Source organism: Actinomadura sp. NPDC049382, from assembly GCF_040677125.1.
GTDB lineage: Bacteria > Actinomycetota > Actinomycetes > Streptosporangiales > Streptosporangiaceae > Spirillospora > Spirillospora geliboluensis.
The window spans coordinates 17,020-32,227 of record NZ_JBFARO010000063.1; the positions used below are offsets into that span (position 1 = coordinate 17,020).

Annotated in this window: 16 protein-coding genes and 1 pseudogene; 6 read left to right on the plus strand and 11 right to left on the minus strand. The window is 70.9% G+C overall.

What is annotated here, in order from left to right:
* Positions 1 to 8: 8 nt before the first annotated feature.
* A complete protein-coding gene (locus AB0K34_RS29190; protein WP_240807060.1) occupies positions 9 to 635 on the minus strand; it encodes a TetR family transcriptional regulator in 627 nt (208 codons plus the stop codon).
* Positions 636 to 717: 82 nt separating this feature from the next.
* Here AB0K34_RS29190 and AB0K34_RS29195 point away from each other — a divergent pair, with 82 nt between their 5' ends.
* Positions 718 to 1,539: an NAD(P)H-binding protein gene (locus AB0K34_RS29195; protein WP_364552143.1), complete on the plus strand. Its 822-nt coding sequence runs from the start codon at positions 718 to 720 to the stop codon at positions 1,537 to 1,539.
* A gap of 45 nt (positions 1,540 to 1,584) precedes the next feature.
* Here AB0K34_RS29195 and AB0K34_RS29200 read toward each other — a convergent pair whose 3' ends face one another.
* Positions 1,585 to 2,118, minus strand: a complete 534-nt coding sequence (locus AB0K34_RS29200; protein WP_364552145.1) for a PadR family transcriptional regulator — start codon at positions 2,116 to 2,118, stop codon at positions 1,585 to 1,587.
* Positions 2,119 to 2,298: 180 nt separating this feature from the next.
* On the opposite strand from AB0K34_RS29200, the gene AB0K34_RS29205 reads away from it, so the two are divergent.
* The 4 genes from AB0K34_RS29205 to AB0K34_RS29220 all read left to right on the plus strand — a co-directional run bounded on the left by AB0K34_RS29205 (position 2,299) and on the right by AB0K34_RS29220 (position 6,439).
* Positions 2,299 to 3,654, plus strand: coding sequence for a carotenoid oxygenase family protein (locus AB0K34_RS29205; RefSeq protein ID WP_364552147.1), 1,356 nt, complete (start codon positions 2,299 to 2,301; stop codon positions 3,652 to 3,654).
* A 64-nt stretch (positions 3,655 to 3,718) separates the two neighbouring features.
* Complete coding sequence (locus AB0K34_RS29210) at positions 3,719 to 5,218, plus strand: aldehyde dehydrogenase family protein (RefSeq protein ID WP_138632530.1); 1,500 nt, start codon at positions 3,719 to 3,721, stop codon at positions 5,216 to 5,218.
* A 48-nt stretch (positions 5,219 to 5,266) separates the two neighbouring features.
* Positions 5,267 to 5,758 (plus strand): GNAT family N-acetyltransferase, encoded by a 492-nt coding sequence (locus AB0K34_RS29215; RefSeq protein ID WP_364552149.1) that lies wholly within the window; start codon positions 5,267 to 5,269, stop codon positions 5,756 to 5,758.
* Between the two features lie 123 nt (positions 5,759 to 5,881).
* Positions 5,882 to 6,439 carry a helix-hairpin-helix domain-containing protein gene (locus AB0K34_RS29220; protein ID WP_364552151.1) on the plus strand — a complete coding sequence of 186 codons (558 nt, stop codon included), beginning with the start codon at positions 5,882 to 5,884 and terminating at the stop codon, positions 6,437 to 6,439.
* Here the strand turns inward: AB0K34_RS29220 and AB0K34_RS29225 are convergent.
* From AB0K34_RS29225 to AB0K34_RS29265, 9 genes and pseudogenes are all read right to left on the minus strand, one after another.
* Positions 6,432 to 6,821, minus strand: a complete 390-nt coding sequence (locus AB0K34_RS29225) for a cupin domain-containing protein (RefSeq protein ID WP_301175832.1) — start codon at positions 6,819 to 6,821, stop codon at positions 6,432 to 6,434. The two genes, AB0K34_RS29220 and AB0K34_RS29225, sit on opposite strands and share 8 nt — an antisense overlap.
* Positions 6,822 to 6,834: 13 nt before the next feature.
* A complete protein-coding gene (locus AB0K34_RS29230; RefSeq protein WP_364552154.1) occupies positions 6,835 to 7,296 on the minus strand; it encodes a hemerythrin domain-containing protein in 462 nt (153 codons plus the stop codon).
* A gap of 244 nt (positions 7,297 to 7,540) precedes the next feature.
* The gene (locus AB0K34_RS29235; RefSeq protein ID WP_138632518.1) at positions 7,541 to 8,956 is read right to left on the minus strand and encodes an HNH endonuclease signature motif containing protein; all 1,416 of its coding nucleotides are present in this window, start codon (positions 8,954 to 8,956) and stop codon (positions 7,541 to 7,543) included.
* 587 nt (positions 8,957 to 9,543) lie between these two features.
* On the minus strand, positions 9,544 to 9,771 hold the full coding sequence (locus AB0K34_RS29240; protein ID WP_364552155.1) for a hypothetical protein: 228 nt from the start codon (positions 9,769 to 9,771) through the stop codon (positions 9,544 to 9,546).
* Between the two features lie 104 nt (positions 9,772 to 9,875).
* Positions 9,876 to 10,319: a hypothetical protein gene (locus AB0K34_RS29245; protein WP_364552157.1), complete on the minus strand. Its 444-nt coding sequence runs from the start codon at positions 10,317 to 10,319 to the stop codon at positions 9,876 to 9,878.
* Positions 10,320 to 10,330: 11 nt separating this feature from the next.
* Complete coding sequence (locus AB0K34_RS29250; protein WP_364552159.1) at positions 10,331 to 11,401, minus strand: DUF6745 domain-containing protein; 1,071 nt, start codon at positions 11,399 to 11,401, stop codon at positions 10,331 to 10,333.
* A gap of 31 nt (positions 11,402 to 11,432) precedes the next feature.
* Positions 11,433 to 12,023, minus strand: a complete 591-nt coding sequence (locus tag AB0K34_RS29255) for a serine hydrolase (protein ID WP_364552161.1) — start codon at positions 12,021 to 12,023, stop codon at positions 11,433 to 11,435.
* 56 nt (positions 12,024 to 12,079) lie between these two features.
* Positions 12,080 to 12,529 (minus strand): annotated as a pseudogene (locus AB0K34_RS29260) (serine hydrolase domain-containing protein); the annotation flags it as partial.
* 365 nt (positions 12,530 to 12,894) lie between these two features.
* Positions 12,895 to 14,487 (minus strand): GMC family oxidoreductase N-terminal domain-containing protein, encoded by a 1,593-nt coding sequence (locus AB0K34_RS29265; protein ID WP_364552163.1) that lies wholly within the window; start codon positions 14,485 to 14,487, stop codon positions 12,895 to 12,897.
* Between the two features lie 71 nt (positions 14,488 to 14,558).
* Between AB0K34_RS29265 and AB0K34_RS29270 the strand changes: the two genes are divergently transcribed.
* Positions 14,559 to 15,173, plus strand: a complete 615-nt coding sequence (locus AB0K34_RS29270; protein WP_138632497.1) for a cob(I)yrinic acid a,c-diamide adenosyltransferase — start codon at positions 14,559 to 14,561, stop codon at positions 15,171 to 15,173.
* Positions 15,174 to 15,208: the final 35 nt, after the last annotated feature.

Below are 15,208 nucleotides of genomic sequence, written 5' to 3' on the forward strand. Positions count from 1 at the left end.
GCGCCCGCTCAGGGCCCGGCCAGGTGCCGGACGATCCGGCGCAGCTGCTCGGCGTAGCGCTCCCGGAACTCCGGTGACCGCGGGTCGAGGCCGAACACGCGCCGGACGGCGTGCGGCATCGTGACGGGCGCCGCGGTCATCGCCATCAGCACCAGCCGAACCGCGGCCGGGTCCAGGTCGCCGGCCAGCTCGCCCGCCTCCTGGCGCCGCTCGACGTCGGACAGGTCCTCGGCGAGGCCGCACGGGTCGTCCCCGGGGTCGGACGCGCCGTCCGCCGCGTCCAGGCCGCGCCAGGCGCTCAGCCGCGTGCCGCGCGGATCGTCCAGGATGTGCCGCAGGTACCCGACCGCCACCTCCTCCATCGGGAGGGACGGGTCGTTGATCTCGCCCTTCCGGGTGCCCCAGAGCGCGAGCAGTTCGCGGTACAGCCCCGCCTTGCCGCCGAAGTAGTAGTTGATCAGCTGCTTGTTCAGCCCGGCGCGGTCGGCGATGTCCTGGACGCGGGCGCCGGCGTAGCCCTTGGCGGCGAACTCGTCCAGCGCGGCGTCCAGCAGCAGGCGCCGCGAGCGGTCGGCGTCGAGCGTGCGCTCGTCGGGCGCGGGGGCGCGGCGCGGCCGTTTCGTCGTGTCCGTCACGGCGCCCATCGTATCCGTCCTGCTGACGCGGTCAACCATTCAGCTGTTTGACAAGTTCATCCATCTGGTTGAACCTGGCCGCATGATTCTCGTCACCGGAGCCACCGGAAACGTCGGACGGCATCTCGTCGCCGAACTGCTCACCGCCGGCGCGAAGGTCCGCGCGCTGACCCGCGATCCCGCGACCGCCCGCCTGCCCACCGAAGCGGAGGTCGCCCGCACCGCCGACATGCCGCTGGACGGCATAGCGGCGCTCTTCCTCAACCCTGCCGTGTTCTGGCACGGCCTGGACGACCTGCTCCCCCGCGCCGCCGACCACGGCGTGCGACGCGTCGTCATGCTGTCGTCCTCCGCCGCACTGGACGACGACCCGTCGAACGACCTCGCGGTGCACCATCTGGAGATCGAGCGGGCGATCGAGGCGTCCGGCCTGGAGTGGACGTTCCTGCGCCCCGGCGAGTTCGCGTCCAACGCGCTCGGCTGGCGGAAGGAGATCCGCGCGGGCGAACCCGTCCGCGAACCGTACGCGGCGGCGCGCTTCGCCCCCATCCACGAACGTGACATCGCGGCCGTCGCCGCGAAGGCGCTGCTCACCGACGCACTCATCGGCGCCCGGCCGGTGCTGAGCGGGCCCGAGCAGCTCACGCAGCCGGAGAAGGCCGCGCTCATCGGCGCGGCGATCGGCCGTCCGGTGCGCTTCGAGGAGATCGACCCGGCGGAGGCGCGCGAGGAGATGCTCGCGCGCCCCTACATGCGCGAGGGCATGGTGGACGTCCTGCTCCGCCGGCGCGCGAGCGCCGTCGACCACCCGACCGAGGTGTCCCCCGAGGTCGAGCGCATCACCGGCCGCCCGGCCCGCACGTTCGCCGAGTGGGCCGCCGACCACGCCGACGACTTCCGCTGACCGGCGGAGCACTCCACGTGGGGCGCGGGCCGGACGACCCGCGCCCTACTCGCGCCGCTCCAGGGCCTCGATCTCCTGGAGGGCCCAGTCGAACCAGTCGCGGCGCATCGCGGCGAACCGCTTGCCGTACTCGATGACCAGCCGCCCGTACACGGACAGGTTGTCGTCGTCCCACTCCACCCGGTCCTCCAGGGCGAGCAGTTCCCCCAGGTACTCGCCCAGCCCGTCGGAGTGCCCGCGCATGTAGCGCTGCGCCTCGCCCGGGTCGACGAGCCCGAGGAAGAAGACGCGCAGCAGCGCGTCGTCCCGCCGGTTGTCCTTGGCGGGCACGTCGACGATCCAGTGGTGCAGTTCCGCGCGCCCCGCCTTGGTGATGCGGTACTCCTTGCGCCCGCGCGGCCCCTCCTCGGCGACCTCGATGAGCCCGGCCTCGGTGAGCTTGCCGAGTTCGCCGTAGAGCTGGCTCTGCCGGGCCGGCCAGACGTTCCCGAGCGAGAGCTCGAACATCCGCAGCAGGTCGTACCCGCTGGCACCGTCCATCTCGGCGATGAGCCCGAGCATCGCGTGTCGCAAACTCATGCCGGGGAGCCTACCACTCACTATTGACATGTCTAAGTTGGAACGTCTAGCTTCGACGTGTCAGAAGTGGAATGTCAGTGCGAGGGGCTCCCCCGGCATGCCGGCGTACCCGCCGTCCGAGGCGGCCCGCGAGCACCACTTCGCCGGGCTCGGCCGCCCGCTTCCCGAGGAGCACACCGCATGAGCGAGCACACCGAAGAACGCCCCGCCGCCTGGATGGACGGTCCACTGGCCCCCGTCCCCGACGAGACCGACGCCTACGACCTGCCCGTCACCGGCGCGCTGCCGACCGAGCTGACCGGGCGGTACTTCCGCAACGGCCCGAACCCCAAGCCGGGCGAGCCGAGCCGGCACTGGTTCACCGGCCACGGCATGATCCACGGCGTGCGGCTGCGCGACGGCCGGGCCGAGTGGTACCGCAACCGCTGGGTCCGGACGGACGCGTTCACCAAGGGCGCGCCCTACCTCCGCGACGACCTCACCTTCGACCGGTGCGCGGTGCAGGCCAACACGCACGTCGTCCCGCACGCGGGCAAGATCTGGGCGCTGGTGGAGGCCGGGTTCCCCTACGAGGTCACCCCGGAGCTGGAGACGGCCGGGCCGTGCGACTTCGGCGGGCGGCTCACCTCCGCGATGACCGCGCACCCCAAGGAGGACCCGGTCACCGGCGACCTGCTGTTCTTCGGCTACGGCGTGTTCCCGCCCTACCTCGTCTTCCACCGGCTGTCGGCGGACGGGACGCTGGTCGAGAGCCGCGAGATCGAGGTGCCCGGCCCGACGATGATGCACGACTTCGCGATCACCGAGCACCATGTCGTCTGGCTCGACCTGCCGGTGGTGTTCGACGTGGACCTGGCACTGTCCGGCGCGTCCGGCCTGCCCTACCGGTGGGACGACGGGTACGGCGCGCGGCTCGGCGTGATGCCGCGCGACGGGTCCGGCGGCGTCCGCTGGTTCGAAGTGGACCCGTGCTACGTCTTCCACGTCGGCAACGCGCACGAGGACGCCGCCGGGCGCGTGGTGCTGGACGGCGCGCGCTACGCCCCGGAGACCTTCGCCGCGCTCTGGGGCGAGGTCGGCGGCACCGTGGACCCGGCGACCGAGGCGGTGAGCACGGAGAGCGCGCACCTGCACCGCTGGGTGCTCGACCCCGCCACCGGCACGGCGTCCGAGGAGCGGCTCGACGACCGGAACGTGGAGTTCCCGACCCACGACGACACCCGGACGGGCCGCGAGCACCGCTACCTCTACACGGTCGCCGGGAGCTCGATCGTGAAGTACGACCTGCGCGGCGGCGCGTCGGCCCGCGACTGCGGGGAGGGCGCGCACGTCGGCGAGGCGGTGTTCGTCCCCGCCGAGGGCGCCCGCGCCGAGGACGAGGGCTGGCTGCTGTCGATCGTGTCCGGCGGGTCCGGCTCCGAACTGCTGGTGCTGGACGCCGCCGACCTGTCGCACACGGCGACCGTCCGGCTCCCGCGCCGGGTCCCGGCCGGATTCCACGGCAGCTGGATCCCGGACTCCCCGTCGGACGCCTAGGGTGGTTTACTAGCCGGTACCACACTGCAAGTACTCACTTACGGCCCCTCCCGGGAGGTTCCCCATGTCCGTGGCCACGGAGAGCGCCGAGACGTTCGCGTCCCTGAATCCGGCCACCGGCGAGGTCGTCGCCGAGCACCCCGTCCAGGACGGCGCCGCGGTGGCGGCGGCGATCGAGCGCGCCCGGGAGGCCGCCGAGTGGTGGCGGGCCCTCGGCTGGAAGGAGCGCCGGCTCCGGCTGCTCAACGTCAAGGGGTCCCTCGCCCGGAACCTGAACCGGATGGCCGAGCTCATCCACCAGGAGACCGGCAAGCCGGTGCAGGACGCCCAGCTTGAGACGATCATGGCGATCACCCACCTGGACTGGGCCGCCCGCAACGCGCAGAAGGTCCTCGGGCCGCGCAGCGTCTACCCCGGCCTGATGGCCGTCAACCAGAAGTGCGTGCTGGAGTACCAGCCGCTCGGCGTCGTCGGCGTCATCGGCCCGTGGAACTACCCGATCTTCACCCCGATGGGCTCGATCGGCTACGCGCTCGCCGCCGGCAACGCCGTGGTGTTCAAGCCGTCGGAGTTCACCCCGGGCGTCGGCGTGTTCCTCGCCGAGCTGTTCGACGCGGTGATCCCCGAGCACCCCGTGCTGCAGACGGTCACCGGCCTCGGCGCGACCGGCGCGGCGCTCGCCTCGTCCCCGCACGTCGACAAGATCGCCTTCACCGGCTCGGCCCGCACCGCCAAGCGCGTGATGGCGGCCTGCGCCGAGAACCTCACCCCGATCGTCGCCGAGTGCGGCGGCAAGGACGCCTGCATCGTCGACTCCGACGCCGACCTCGACGCCGCCGCCGACGCCGCACTGTGGGGCGCCATGTCGAACGCGGGCCAGACCTGCATCGGCGTCGAGCGCATCTACGTCGTGGACGAGGCGTACGACAAGTTCCTCGGCAAGCTCACCGAGAAGGCCAAGGACCTGCGCCCCGGCTTCGACCGCGAGGCGGCCTACGGCCCGATCACGATGCCCTCGCAGCTCGACATCATCGAGCGGCACATCAAGGACGCCCTCGACAAGGGCGGCAAGGCGGTCGTCGGCGGCGCCGAGTCCGTGCGCAAGCCCTACGTGGAGCCCGTGGTGCTGACCAACGTGCCGGACGACTCGTCCGCCGTCTGCGAGGAGACGTTCGGCCCGACGATCACCGTCCACCGCGTCAAGGACCTCGACGAGGCGGTGGACAAGGCCAACCGCACCAGCTACGGCCTCGCCGGGACGATCTTCTCCGGCGACAAGTCCCGCGCGCTGGACGTCGCCCGCCGGATGCGCTCCGGCATGACGTCCATCAACGCCTTCGCCGCGTTCGCCCAGGTCGCCGCCCTGCCGTTCGGCGGCGTCGGCGAGTCCGGCTTCGGCCGCATCCACGGCGCGGACGGCCTGCGCGAGTTCACCCGCCCGAAGGCCATCACCCGGCAGCGGTTCGCGACGATGAACCTCACCACGTTCGCGCGCACCGAGAAGGAGATGGCCCGCGTCCTCGGCCTGATCAACATGATCCACGGCCGCCGCTACAAGCGCTGACCCATGCCGGGCGCCCCCGGCCGGGGGCGCCCGCCTAGACTCGAAACCATGACATCCGGGACGTTCGGCGCACCCGTGCGCAGCCGCCTCCAGGCGACCCTGGACGCCACGCCCCCGCTCCCGTCCGGGGTCCGCCCGTTCACCGAGGCCGACCTGCCGGCCCTCGCCGCCGCCATGTGGGACGCCTACCGCGGCACCCCCGACCAGGCCGACGTCGGCGACCTCCCCGGCGCCGCACGCGAGATCCAGCTCACCCTGGACGGCGAGTACGGGAAGTTCCTCCCGGAAGCCTCATTCGTCACCGACCACGACGGCCGCCCGATAGGCGCCGCCCTGGTCACCCTCTACAAGCAGGAACCCCTCCTGGCCTTCCTCTTCACCGCCCCGTCCCACGCGGGCCAGGGCGTCGGCCGAACCCTGGTCCAGGCGGTCATGCACGTCCTGGCCCCGGACCACACCACGCTCTCCCTGGCCGTGACCCGCCGCAACCGCCGCGCCCGCCGCCTCTACGACCACCTCGGCTTCGTCGAAGTCCCCTGACACCCGCCCAGTTCCGAACGTCAGACCGGCAACGACTCAGGGGAAACCATGGCCAGAACCGCGGCAAGTTACGCATGGGCTCTAAGCCCACTCCTCACTCTCGGCTACGCCACGCCCATCACGATGGGATACGCGGCCGCCCGCACAAAGAGCATCGTCCTGTGGGCGGCAACGATCCCCTACCTCGCCCTCGTCACGGCGATGCTCGCGACGGCGAAGAGCGAGAACGGCAGCACCGCCGACTCCGTCTTCGTCCTGACGTGGACCGTGTCATGGCTCGGCGGAACGCTCCACGCCCTCGCCGTCAGGCGCCGGGTGTTCGGACCGACCACACCCTCCCGCACCCTCGCACGGGCCGAACAGGAGGCCCGCGACCGCCGCGACCTGCGCGCCCGAGCAGCCGCCATCGCCCGCGACGACCCCCGAACGGCACTGGAGATGCACATCGGCCGACCCGACCTGCCGAGGACCTTCGACGACGGCGGCCTCGTCGACATCAACCACGCCCCCGCGTCCGTGATCGCGACCATCCCCGGCATCACCCCGGAGATGGCCGAACGCATCGTGCGCCTGCGCGAGGACCTGCAGACCTTCACCTCGGCCGAGGAGGTCTCGGCCATGGCGGACCTTCCCCCGCACCTGACCCCGACCCTCGCCGAGCACACCGTCTACCTCAACTGACGGAGGACTCACCGGCGACCGGCCACGGACGCCGCTCGACCTCGTGGTCCGCCGCAGTCGGGGGCGGCGACACGACGTTCATGAAGACCAGCCGCCCACCACGAGCCCGCACACCCCGAGTCGTCCCAGCGGGAATCACCACGACGTCACCCGCCGCAACAGCATGCGGACCGTCCCCGACCCACACCTCCCCGGCCCCCTCAAGGATCGCCAGGGCCAGCTCCACACCCGGCGTGTGCAGCGGGATCTCCTGCCCGTCCTCCATACCGACGAGCATCACCTTGGTGAGGTCGGTCGCCGACAGCACCTTCGGGCAGAACGAGTCGGCGCGGAACTCCGCGAGCGCGGACGCACTGCCGACGACGGGCTTCTTCTCCACCATGCTCTCCGTTCGCTCAGCCGCGGGCCCGCACGCACACCCAGTCCGCAGGCATCTCCCCGGTCTGCAGGAAGGCCCGCAGCCGCTCCTCCTGCGGCTCCGGCACGACCCGCTGCAGCTCCGGGTAGAGGATCTTCTCTTCCTTCATGTTGTGGTGCAGGAGCTGGACGTTCAGGCGCCGGCACAGCGTGAGCGCGGCATCGTCGTCCGGCGCGTCATCGAGGGCGTCGAGCGTCCCCCACATCTCCCCGTGCTCCCGCAGCATCACCAGGACCGGCGCCATCAGCCCCGCCGCGTGCAGCGCCGGGAACAGGAACTCCTCTTCGAGGTAGATGTGCCGACGCAGCGCACGCACGGCACGCGCCAGCGGCTCCCGGTCCCGCTCCCCGGCCACCGGATCGGCCGTGAACACCTCGATCCCCTCGTCGATCTCGTGGTGCTCCCGCTCCAGCGCCGCCGCCAGCGACTCGATCTCCATGTTCCGCAACCCCAACGCCACGTCAGGACGGCACTCAGACCGCCACCGGTCGCCCCAGCAAGCCACCTCGCCGGAACGCTGAGCCCCGATATTAATACATGTGCAGCTTGTAAATAATCGAAGCTGATGTGAGAAATCAGCCACCGCCGCGCTTACCCACCCACCGAGCTGCTCGACTCCCCAGCACGGACGCCGCCGCATGGACCCCATCCCGGCCGACGAGGGCATCGGACTGGACGCGGAGTTACTGGCGGTCGGGCCGGACGATGTACCAGCCTCCGGACGGCGTGATCCAGATGAGCAACCCGGGCCAGATCTGGTGGAGTTTCCAACCCGGGGACTGTTTCAGCCGGTGGTGGCGTCTGCAGAGCGGGGCGAGGTTGCAACGGCAGGTCAGGCCCGGCCGCCACGGGATCGTGTGGTCAAGGTCGCAGCGCCGCGAAGGCTGATTGCAGGTGGGGAACACACACCTGCTGTGGCGGGCCTCGATCTCCTGGCGCATGGCGACGGGCGGCCGATAACCGGGGCTGCCGTGGCGCTCCTCGTCACCTTGGCACGCAACGTCGCGGGCACCTGCGAGCTGGTCACGTATCCGCCCCGCTGCCTGCCGGATGGCATGTGGCAGGTCGCGGGGATGGACGCGTCCGCGCACGTGGTTCAGACGCCGATCCACCTCGTCCGCGAGACCCACAAGCTGCGCATCGGCAACACCGGACTCGTCATCGAGCCGAGCACCGATCGCCTCGCCCTGGTCCGTCACGCTGAGGACGCTCACCGGCCCGATCGGCCGGGACTGTGCATCAGTCTCGTCGCACGTCTGGGAAAGAAGGGTGCGGACGGCTTCGGGAAGCTCGACACCGTGCAGGAGCCGAGTGGCGAGGTCGGCGCGTACGGTGCTCAGCGGACGCGGGTCACCTTCGGCCTTGATGCCGTTCGCCGCAGCAGTGATCTTGTTGAAGATGGCGTGGGCATCCTCGGTCGCCAGATCGCACAGCGACAGATCCGAGGTGCCGGACGGCGTGTCCCACAGTTCCAGGCGCCGACGCCGGACCGCTTCGCGCTTACGCTCTTCGATCGCCTCGGGTGCGAGTCGCTGCGCGAGTCGCTTGATCCGGCGGCGGAGCTGCCCGGTGGTCTGCTCAGGCGCCTTCTCCAGGGCAACGCACTGGACCTTCCTCGCCACGTCACCAGGAAGGTTCTCGGTGACGTCGCAGATCACGCGGGCCTTCGCCATGTCGACGTGACCGGCGGCCAGCGCCTCTCCAGTTCGTGCAAGCGGGCCGGTCAACTGTTCAGCCAAATGGACCAGGGTGGCGGCGGCGTTCCCAGTGACGGTGAGAGCGACGGCGACCTCTTCGGCCACCGATTCGCGGGCCGAGAGGACCCGGTACTCGGGGTCACCGGACTCCTCGGTGCCAGAGTCTTCCTCGGATGTGCGGCGGCGGGTGAGTTCGGCGATCGCGGCCAACTCCCGCGCCTGCGCCCAGGAGGTCTGCCGACGAGCGGCCGCTGCGACCTGGAGGAGCTCGTCATCGGTCAGATCCGCCAGGCGCTCTTTCGTACCCGACAGGCAGACCGCCAATTGCGGGCCGGGCGGGAACCACGCCCGGTCTTCCCATTCACGCTGCCCACCACCGATTGTGGCGACCTGAGCGGACATGGACACGGGGGTTCACCTCCCAACCCGAATTGCCACCTCAATTATAGCGCGACCCACCCCCAATACCACCGGACAATTCAGACACTTCCAATTACGATCACCATCTTTTTCGCCACCCCACAAAAGGACGCTCCTTACGGCCACCGATCATCCAACGGTCGGCGCGGGCTGAGCACGGCTTCATCGGATTGGGGTGGTTGCGCCAAGTGGACGGCTGAGGCGCCTCCCGAAGCAAAGATGCGCACCTCACACCAAGTCGCCGGTTACTGTCACGTTGGTTGCGGTCAGAGACACGAAGCCAGGTGCACAGGTGGAAGGCAAGCGCGGGTCAGGACCCGAGCGCGCGCTCCGCGCGCGCCATCACCGACGACCCCCACCATCACCCGCCCTCGCCGACCGCTTTTCCGCGCGAAGCGCGGCACCGACAGCACCCCGCACGAACCCGCAGATCAAACACCCCACCCCAACCGACAACCGCAACCAACGTGACAGCAACCGGCAGCACACCTGAACTCGCACACCCACCTTCGGAAGGCCACCGCAACCGCCCACCCACCGGAACCACATAAAACCGATAAAAAGGGACCTCAGCCACGCGCCGACCGCAGGCCAACCAGCAACGACCAGCCGACTAAAGCGAAAGCCTCACGCCGACCTGTACCGGAAACCCGAAACACCATCACATAACCGATTAACCGATGAACAACAGCGATCACAAAACTGGCATTGACGATCACAAGGCAGATTCGAAAGAACAACGCCGAGCCCGTGCCCGCAAGACCGCTAGAGAAACAGCCGCCCACCAGAAGGCCCACACAGGTCAGCGCCCCCGCCCATCAAGACGGAGGCGCTTTCCCTTACGTCCAACTCCGCTGCAGCCAGTTTCGATGCGCTGCAGTCAGTCTCCTCGCGGCAGGAACTAGTCGGCGACGAGTCGCGACCCCCACCCACCAACCGTGTACTCGCGCTGCCGCCTCACCACATAGCGCCCCGGCGTGCAGCCAGAAGCGCCATGCTCGGGATGCAGCAAGTACACGGTGGCGGACGCCTCGAAGACGCCGATCGCGAGGCCGGTGGAGTCCCCCGCCCGCCTCGTCCAGCGGCAGGTGCCGGGGTCGGCGACGAGCGTATGCGGGTTGCCGCCCGCCTCGCCCCGCAGCAGTTCGACGCCCTCGGGCGGGACGTCCTGCCATTCGGCGTCCGGCCGGAGCGACAGGGAGGCGGAGACTTCGGCGAAGGGGATGACGATCAGGTCGCCCTGGGCCTGGAGCCCGTCGACGACGGGGATGCTCACCGACTGCTCGAGATGGTCGAGCACGGCGAGTCCGGTCTGCTGCGAAAGGGACGCGAGAGTCACGGTCATGTGATTCACCTTCAGGTTCGGCGGACGAGGCGTGAGTACTGGTCGGCGGACAGCCCGTAGGTCCAGCCGGCGGCGGCGACCGGGTCCGGAATGGCGGCCGGCACGGTCAGCCCGTAGCGGCGGCGGTGCCCGTCGCGCTCGACGGAGCCGTTGACGGCGAGCAGCACCCTGGTCTGCTCGCGCAGGTCGTAGAGGCGCAGTTCGGAGCCGGGGTTGCCGGGGTCGGGCGCGACGGCGACGAGCCGGAGCCCGGCCCGGTCGATGTAGTCGCCCCACCCCATGTTCTCGATGGCGCACCGCCGGACCTCGACGTTGGTCTCCCGTTCGATCCGTCCGACGTCCGGGTCGTCGATCACCCATGCGGGCACCCGCGTGCCGTGCCAGGCGTGGACGTCCCACCCGTCGCCGTACCGGAGCGCGGGACCGTCCGAGCGGTGCAGCCGCACCCGCCCGTCGTCGTCCCAGATCTCGGTGTGCAGTTCGACGGGACGCTCGGAGACGACGCACACGTGCTCGCGCGGCCACCACCAGCCGCACGACCGGACCAGCGCCCCCCACAGGCCGAGCAGCCGTCCCTGCTCGGGCGTGAACACCACACCGGACGTCCGGCGGATGGCGTCGTAGTGGGCGACCCTGGAGAGGCACCAGGCCGAGTACCAGTCGAGCACCCGTCCAGCCCTCTCACGGCCGCCAAGCGCCGGCCGCAGCGTGCTGCGCACGGACGCCATGAGCGGATCTCTCACGGACTGGCCCACGCTCCGCTCCACCAGCGGATGGCCGCGCGCGACCGTCGCATCGAGCCCCACGGTCAGCTCGCCGAGCAGGCGGCGGAAACGCGGCGGCAGCGGCCAGTCGGGGAAACGATCTGGAGCCTCGGATGCCCGTACGCCGAGCGGGACGGTCTCCAGCGCGGCCACCGGCGAAGCCACCCAGTGGAAACGAGGCGGGCCGAGGCCGATCAGGCGGTAGAACTCAGAGATGGCCGCTTCGGCGGCCGGACGGTCGGCGGGCTCGGTGGACAGCAGGTGCCCGAGCCATTCCGAGCGGACGTTCGCAGCTTCCCGCTGCGCGTAACCGCTCACCGGACGAGGGCGGCGACGCCCCTTTCATCGATCATGTGCCGGATGATCGCAGATCCCGCTCCCACCCGTCCACCCTTTTGCGCCGCCTCGCGACGCGTCTGCGGATGCGGCGTGCCGCGCGTTCCCCCATCCTCCTCCTGATCGCCTGGATCATCCCGGTCTCCAGGCCGAGCGCGAGCCGAACCTCGTCGGCGACCCGGTAGGCACTGCCCAGCGGCGCGTCCGTCAGGAGGTTGTGCATGCAGGCGAGGGCGAGCCCGCGCCCGGGGTCGGCGAACATGAGGCCGTCGCCGCCCTGCCACCCGAAGGCGATGGTGTTCCCCATCGGCACGAGCCCGACCTGGTAGCCGAGCCCCTTCGGGATGGACGCCCTCGTCACCCTGTCCTCCCAGGTCGTGACGGCCTCCGAGAACCGACCGGCCGTGGCGGGGCCGACAAGGCGGACACCGTCCACCTCCCCGATGAGCGCGGCGAACATTCGGGCGAGAGCATCGGCCGTCGCCGCGCTTCCGGCCGGGCCCGGCAGCATCCAGCTTTCAGGCCGGTTCCCCATCTCCGCGCCTGCCCACAGCCAAGCCGGGACGACCTCATAGAACAGCGAGCCAGGCGGGAAGTCGCCCAACAGGTCTGAGCAACCCGCCGGACGACCTCACCCAGGATGAAACCGAAGGTCAGGGCGTGCCATCCGGTCGCGCTGCCGGGCCGCCAGAGCGGTCGAAGGTCGGCGATCCGCGCGCACATCCCGTCCCAGTCAGCGAGGTCCTCCAGGGCGACGCCGGGCGGCGTCTGCGGTACCCCGGCGGTGTGCGTGAGGACGTGGGCGAGGGTGATCCCGACCTTTTCGTGGGCGGCGAACTCCGGCCAGTAGGCGGCGACCGGGACGCCGTAGTCGAGCTGCCCGCGGTCGGCGAGCACATGGACGAGCGTTGAGATCAGACCTGCGGCCGGAAAGAGGGTGCGCTTGTCGACCAGACGGCCGGTGGTCGAGTCCGCGACGCCGGCGCACACGTTCACCACCCGTTCGCCGTCGAGGTAGGCGGCGATCTGGAGACCGACCTCCTCGCCGGAGGCGGTACCCGGCGCGGTAAGGCGGTCGGCGAGCTCCTGGATGCGCGACTGAGCGTCCAACTCAGGCCCTTCGGGCTCGTAGGCCGCGCACTAAGGCGGTCTTAGGCGGCGGATATAAGGCGTCGTCCCCATGTGGGGGGTGGGGGCTTAGGACGAACCTTGTACATGTCAGGCCACAAGGGCCCGGCGGGAACGAGGAGTCAGACATGATCCGCCCGGAGATCGACAAGGTCATCATCAACGACCGCGTACGCGTACTGCGCAACGAGGCCAAGGACGCGCGCCGCGTCCGGATTGCGAAGGCCCTGAAGCGGTGACGCCCGCCGCCTGTACGCAGCGCACGCCCCCGTCCGAAGAGGACGGGGGCGTTCTTCTTTTCCAGACTCGCCGCCAGCCGCGCTGCTAGACCCGCTGCCAGACGCGGGCTACGTCCCAGCGTTGGCGGGCGCCAGCGGCGTACGTCCACGGATCAGATCGGCAGCACGCTCCGCGATCGCAATGGTCGGCGCGTTCGTGTTGCCCCGGGGAACCGTAGGCATGACGGAAGCGTCCACAACCCGCAGCCCCTCAACCCCCCGCACCCGCAGCTCCGCATCGCAGACCGCACCGTCCCCGCCCATGGCGCACGTGCTGGTCGGATGGAACAGCGTCGCGACCTCGCGGCGGACGAACTCGGTGACGGCCTCGTCGGAGTCGGCCTGCTCCCCCGGCGCCCACTCGCCGCCGACCAGCGACGCGAGCGGCCCGGACGCGGCGATCTCGCGGGCCTGCCGGACGCCCGCGACCAGGATGTCCAGGTCCGCCTTCGCGGCGAGGTAGGCCGGGTCGATCAGCGGCTTGGCGTACGGGCTGGCCGACCGCAGCGTCAGCGCGCCGCGGCTCTCCACCGCGATCGCGGTGACCATGACCGACAGCAGCCGCTCGGTCACGTCGACGAGCCCCTGGTTCACGAACGGCGTCGGCAGGACGTGGTACTGGAGGTCGGGCGCGGGCAGCCCCTCGACCGTCCGGACGAACCCGCCCGCCTCGGCCACGTTCGACGCGTAGGGGCCGCGCGCCAGCGCCTGGTACAGGGCGAACGCGCGCGCGTTGGCCTGCTCCCACAGCACCTTCGTCCGCGGCGTGGCGAACATGACGTTCACGAACGGGTGGTCCTGGAGGCCCTGCCCCACCGGCGAGTCGACCAGGACGTCGATGCCCAGCGAGCGCAGGTGGTCGGCGGGGCCGACGCCCGACAGCATGAGCAGCTGCGGGCTGTTCACCGCGCCGCCGGACAGGATGACCTCCGCCTCGGCGCGCGCCGAGTGCGTCTCGCCGCGCGCCTCGTAGCGGACGCCGACGGCCCGCCCGTCCTCGATCACCACGCGGGTGGCGAGGGCGTCGGTGACGACGGTGAGGTTCGGCCGGTTCTCGATCGGGTGCAGGTACCCGGCGGCGGTCGACCAGCGCCGGCCGCGCTTGTGGGTGACCTGGTAGAAGCCCACGCCGTCCTGGTCGGCGCCGTTGAAGTCGGGGTTGGCGGCGAGGCCGTACGCCTTCGCCGACTGCACCCAGGCGCGGGTCAGCGGGTGCTTGTAGCGCAGGTCCTCGACGCGGAGGGGGCCGCCGACGCCGTGGTAGGGGAGGTCGCCGCGCTGCTGGTCCTCGGCACGCTGGAAGTACGGGAGCAGGTCCTCGTAGCCCCAGCCGTCGCAGCCGTGCGCGTCGCGCCAGGTGTCGTAGTCGTACCGGGCGCCGCGGATGTAGATCATCGCGTTGGTGGACGAGCTGCCGCCGAGCGTCCGCCCGCGCGGCCAGTACACGCTGCGGCCCGCCGCGTGCTCCTGCGGGACGGTCGCGTAGTCCCAGTCGTAGGGGCCCTTGATCAGCGCCGCCACGGCGGCCGGGATGTGGATCTCCGGCGCGTCGTCGGGCGGGCCCGCCTCCAGCAGCAGGACCTTTACGGAGGGGTCCTCGGTCAGTCTTGCGGCGAGGACGCAGCCCGCGCTCCCCGCTCCCACGATGATGTAGTCGTACACGGCGGCCTCCGGGGTCTTTCCGGAACCCTACCGAACGAGCTTCGGAGAACGGCAGGGCTAGGCTGCGGGACATGGCGAAGAACAGGGACAACCCCGTCGTACTCTCGCGCATCTACACCCGGACGGGCGACGACGGCACCACCGCGCTCGGCGACGCGTCGCGGACCCGCAAGACCGATCCGCGCCTCGCCGCCTACGCCGACGTCGAGGAGGCCAACGCCGCGATCGGCGCGGCCCTCGCGCTCGGCTCGCTGCCGGACGACGTCGCGACGCTGCTGGTCCGCGTCCAGAACGACCTGTTCGACGTGGGCGCCGACCTGTGCGCGCCGGTCGTCCCCGACCCGCAGTACCCGCCGCTGCGCGTCGAGCCGTCCTACATCGAGCGGCTGGAGGCGGCGTGCGACGAGCACAACGCCGAGCTTCCGGCGCTGCGCAGCTTCATCCTCCCGGGCGGGACGCCGGGCGCGGCGCTACTGCACGTCGCGCGGACGGTGGCGCGGCGCGCCGAGCGCACCACCTGGGCGGCGATCGAGGCGCACGGCAGCGCCGACGAGGTCGCCGAGGGCGGCGTGAACCCGCTCACCGCCAAGTACCTCAACCGGCTGTCGGACCTGCTGTTCATCCTGTGCCGCGTGGCGAACGCCGGGCACGGCGACGTCCTGTGGAAGCCGGGCGGGGAGCGCTGACCCCTCCGTGCGGGCGCCGGGGGTGGGGCTAACCC

What these genes read in the sequence shown, in the direction of transcription:
- AB0K34_RS29195 (WP_364552143.1), top strand. Translation starts at nt 718, where the DNA reads ATGATTCTCGTCACCGGAGCCACCGGAAACGTCGGACGGCATCTCGTC.
- AB0K34_RS29200 (WP_364552145.1), bottom strand. Translation starts at nt 2,118, where the DNA reads ATGAGTTTGCGACACGCGATGCTCGGGCTCATCGCCGAGATGGACGGT.
- AB0K34_RS29205 (WP_364552147.1), top strand. Translation starts at nt 2,299, where the DNA reads ATGAGCGAGCACACCGAAGAACGCCCCGCCGCCTGGATGGACGGTCCA.
- AB0K34_RS29210 (WP_138632530.1), top strand. Translation starts at nt 3,719, where the DNA reads ATGTCCGTGGCCACGGAGAGCGCCGAGACGTTCGCGTCCCTGAATCCG.
- AB0K34_RS29215 (WP_364552149.1), top strand. Translation starts at nt 5,267, where the DNA reads ATGACATCCGGGACGTTCGGCGCACCCGTGCGCAGCCGCCTCCAGGCG.
- AB0K34_RS29220 (WP_364552151.1), top strand. Translation starts at nt 5,882, where the DNA reads ATGGGATACGCGGCCGCCCGCACAAAGAGCATCGTCCTGTGGGCGGCA.
- AB0K34_RS29225 (WP_301175832.1), bottom strand. Translation starts at nt 6,821, where the DNA reads ATGGTGGAGAAGAAGCCCGTCGTCGGCAGTGCGTCCGCGCTCGCGGAG.
- AB0K34_RS29230 (WP_364552154.1), bottom strand. Translation starts at nt 7,296, where the DNA reads ATGGAGATCGAGTCGCTGGCGGCGGCGCTGGAGCGGGAGCACCACGAG.
- AB0K34_RS29235 (WP_138632518.1), bottom strand. Translation starts at nt 8,956, where the DNA reads ATGTCCGCTCAGGTCGCCACAATCGGTGGTGGGCAGCGTGAATGGGAA.
- AB0K34_RS29245 (WP_364552157.1), bottom strand. Translation starts at nt 10,319, where the DNA reads ATGACCGTGACTCTCGCGTCCCTTTCGCAGCAGACCGGACTCGCCGTG.
- AB0K34_RS29270 (WP_138632497.1), top strand. Translation starts at nt 14,559, where the DNA reads ATGGCGAAGAACAGGGACAACCCCGTCGTACTCTCGCGCATCTACACC.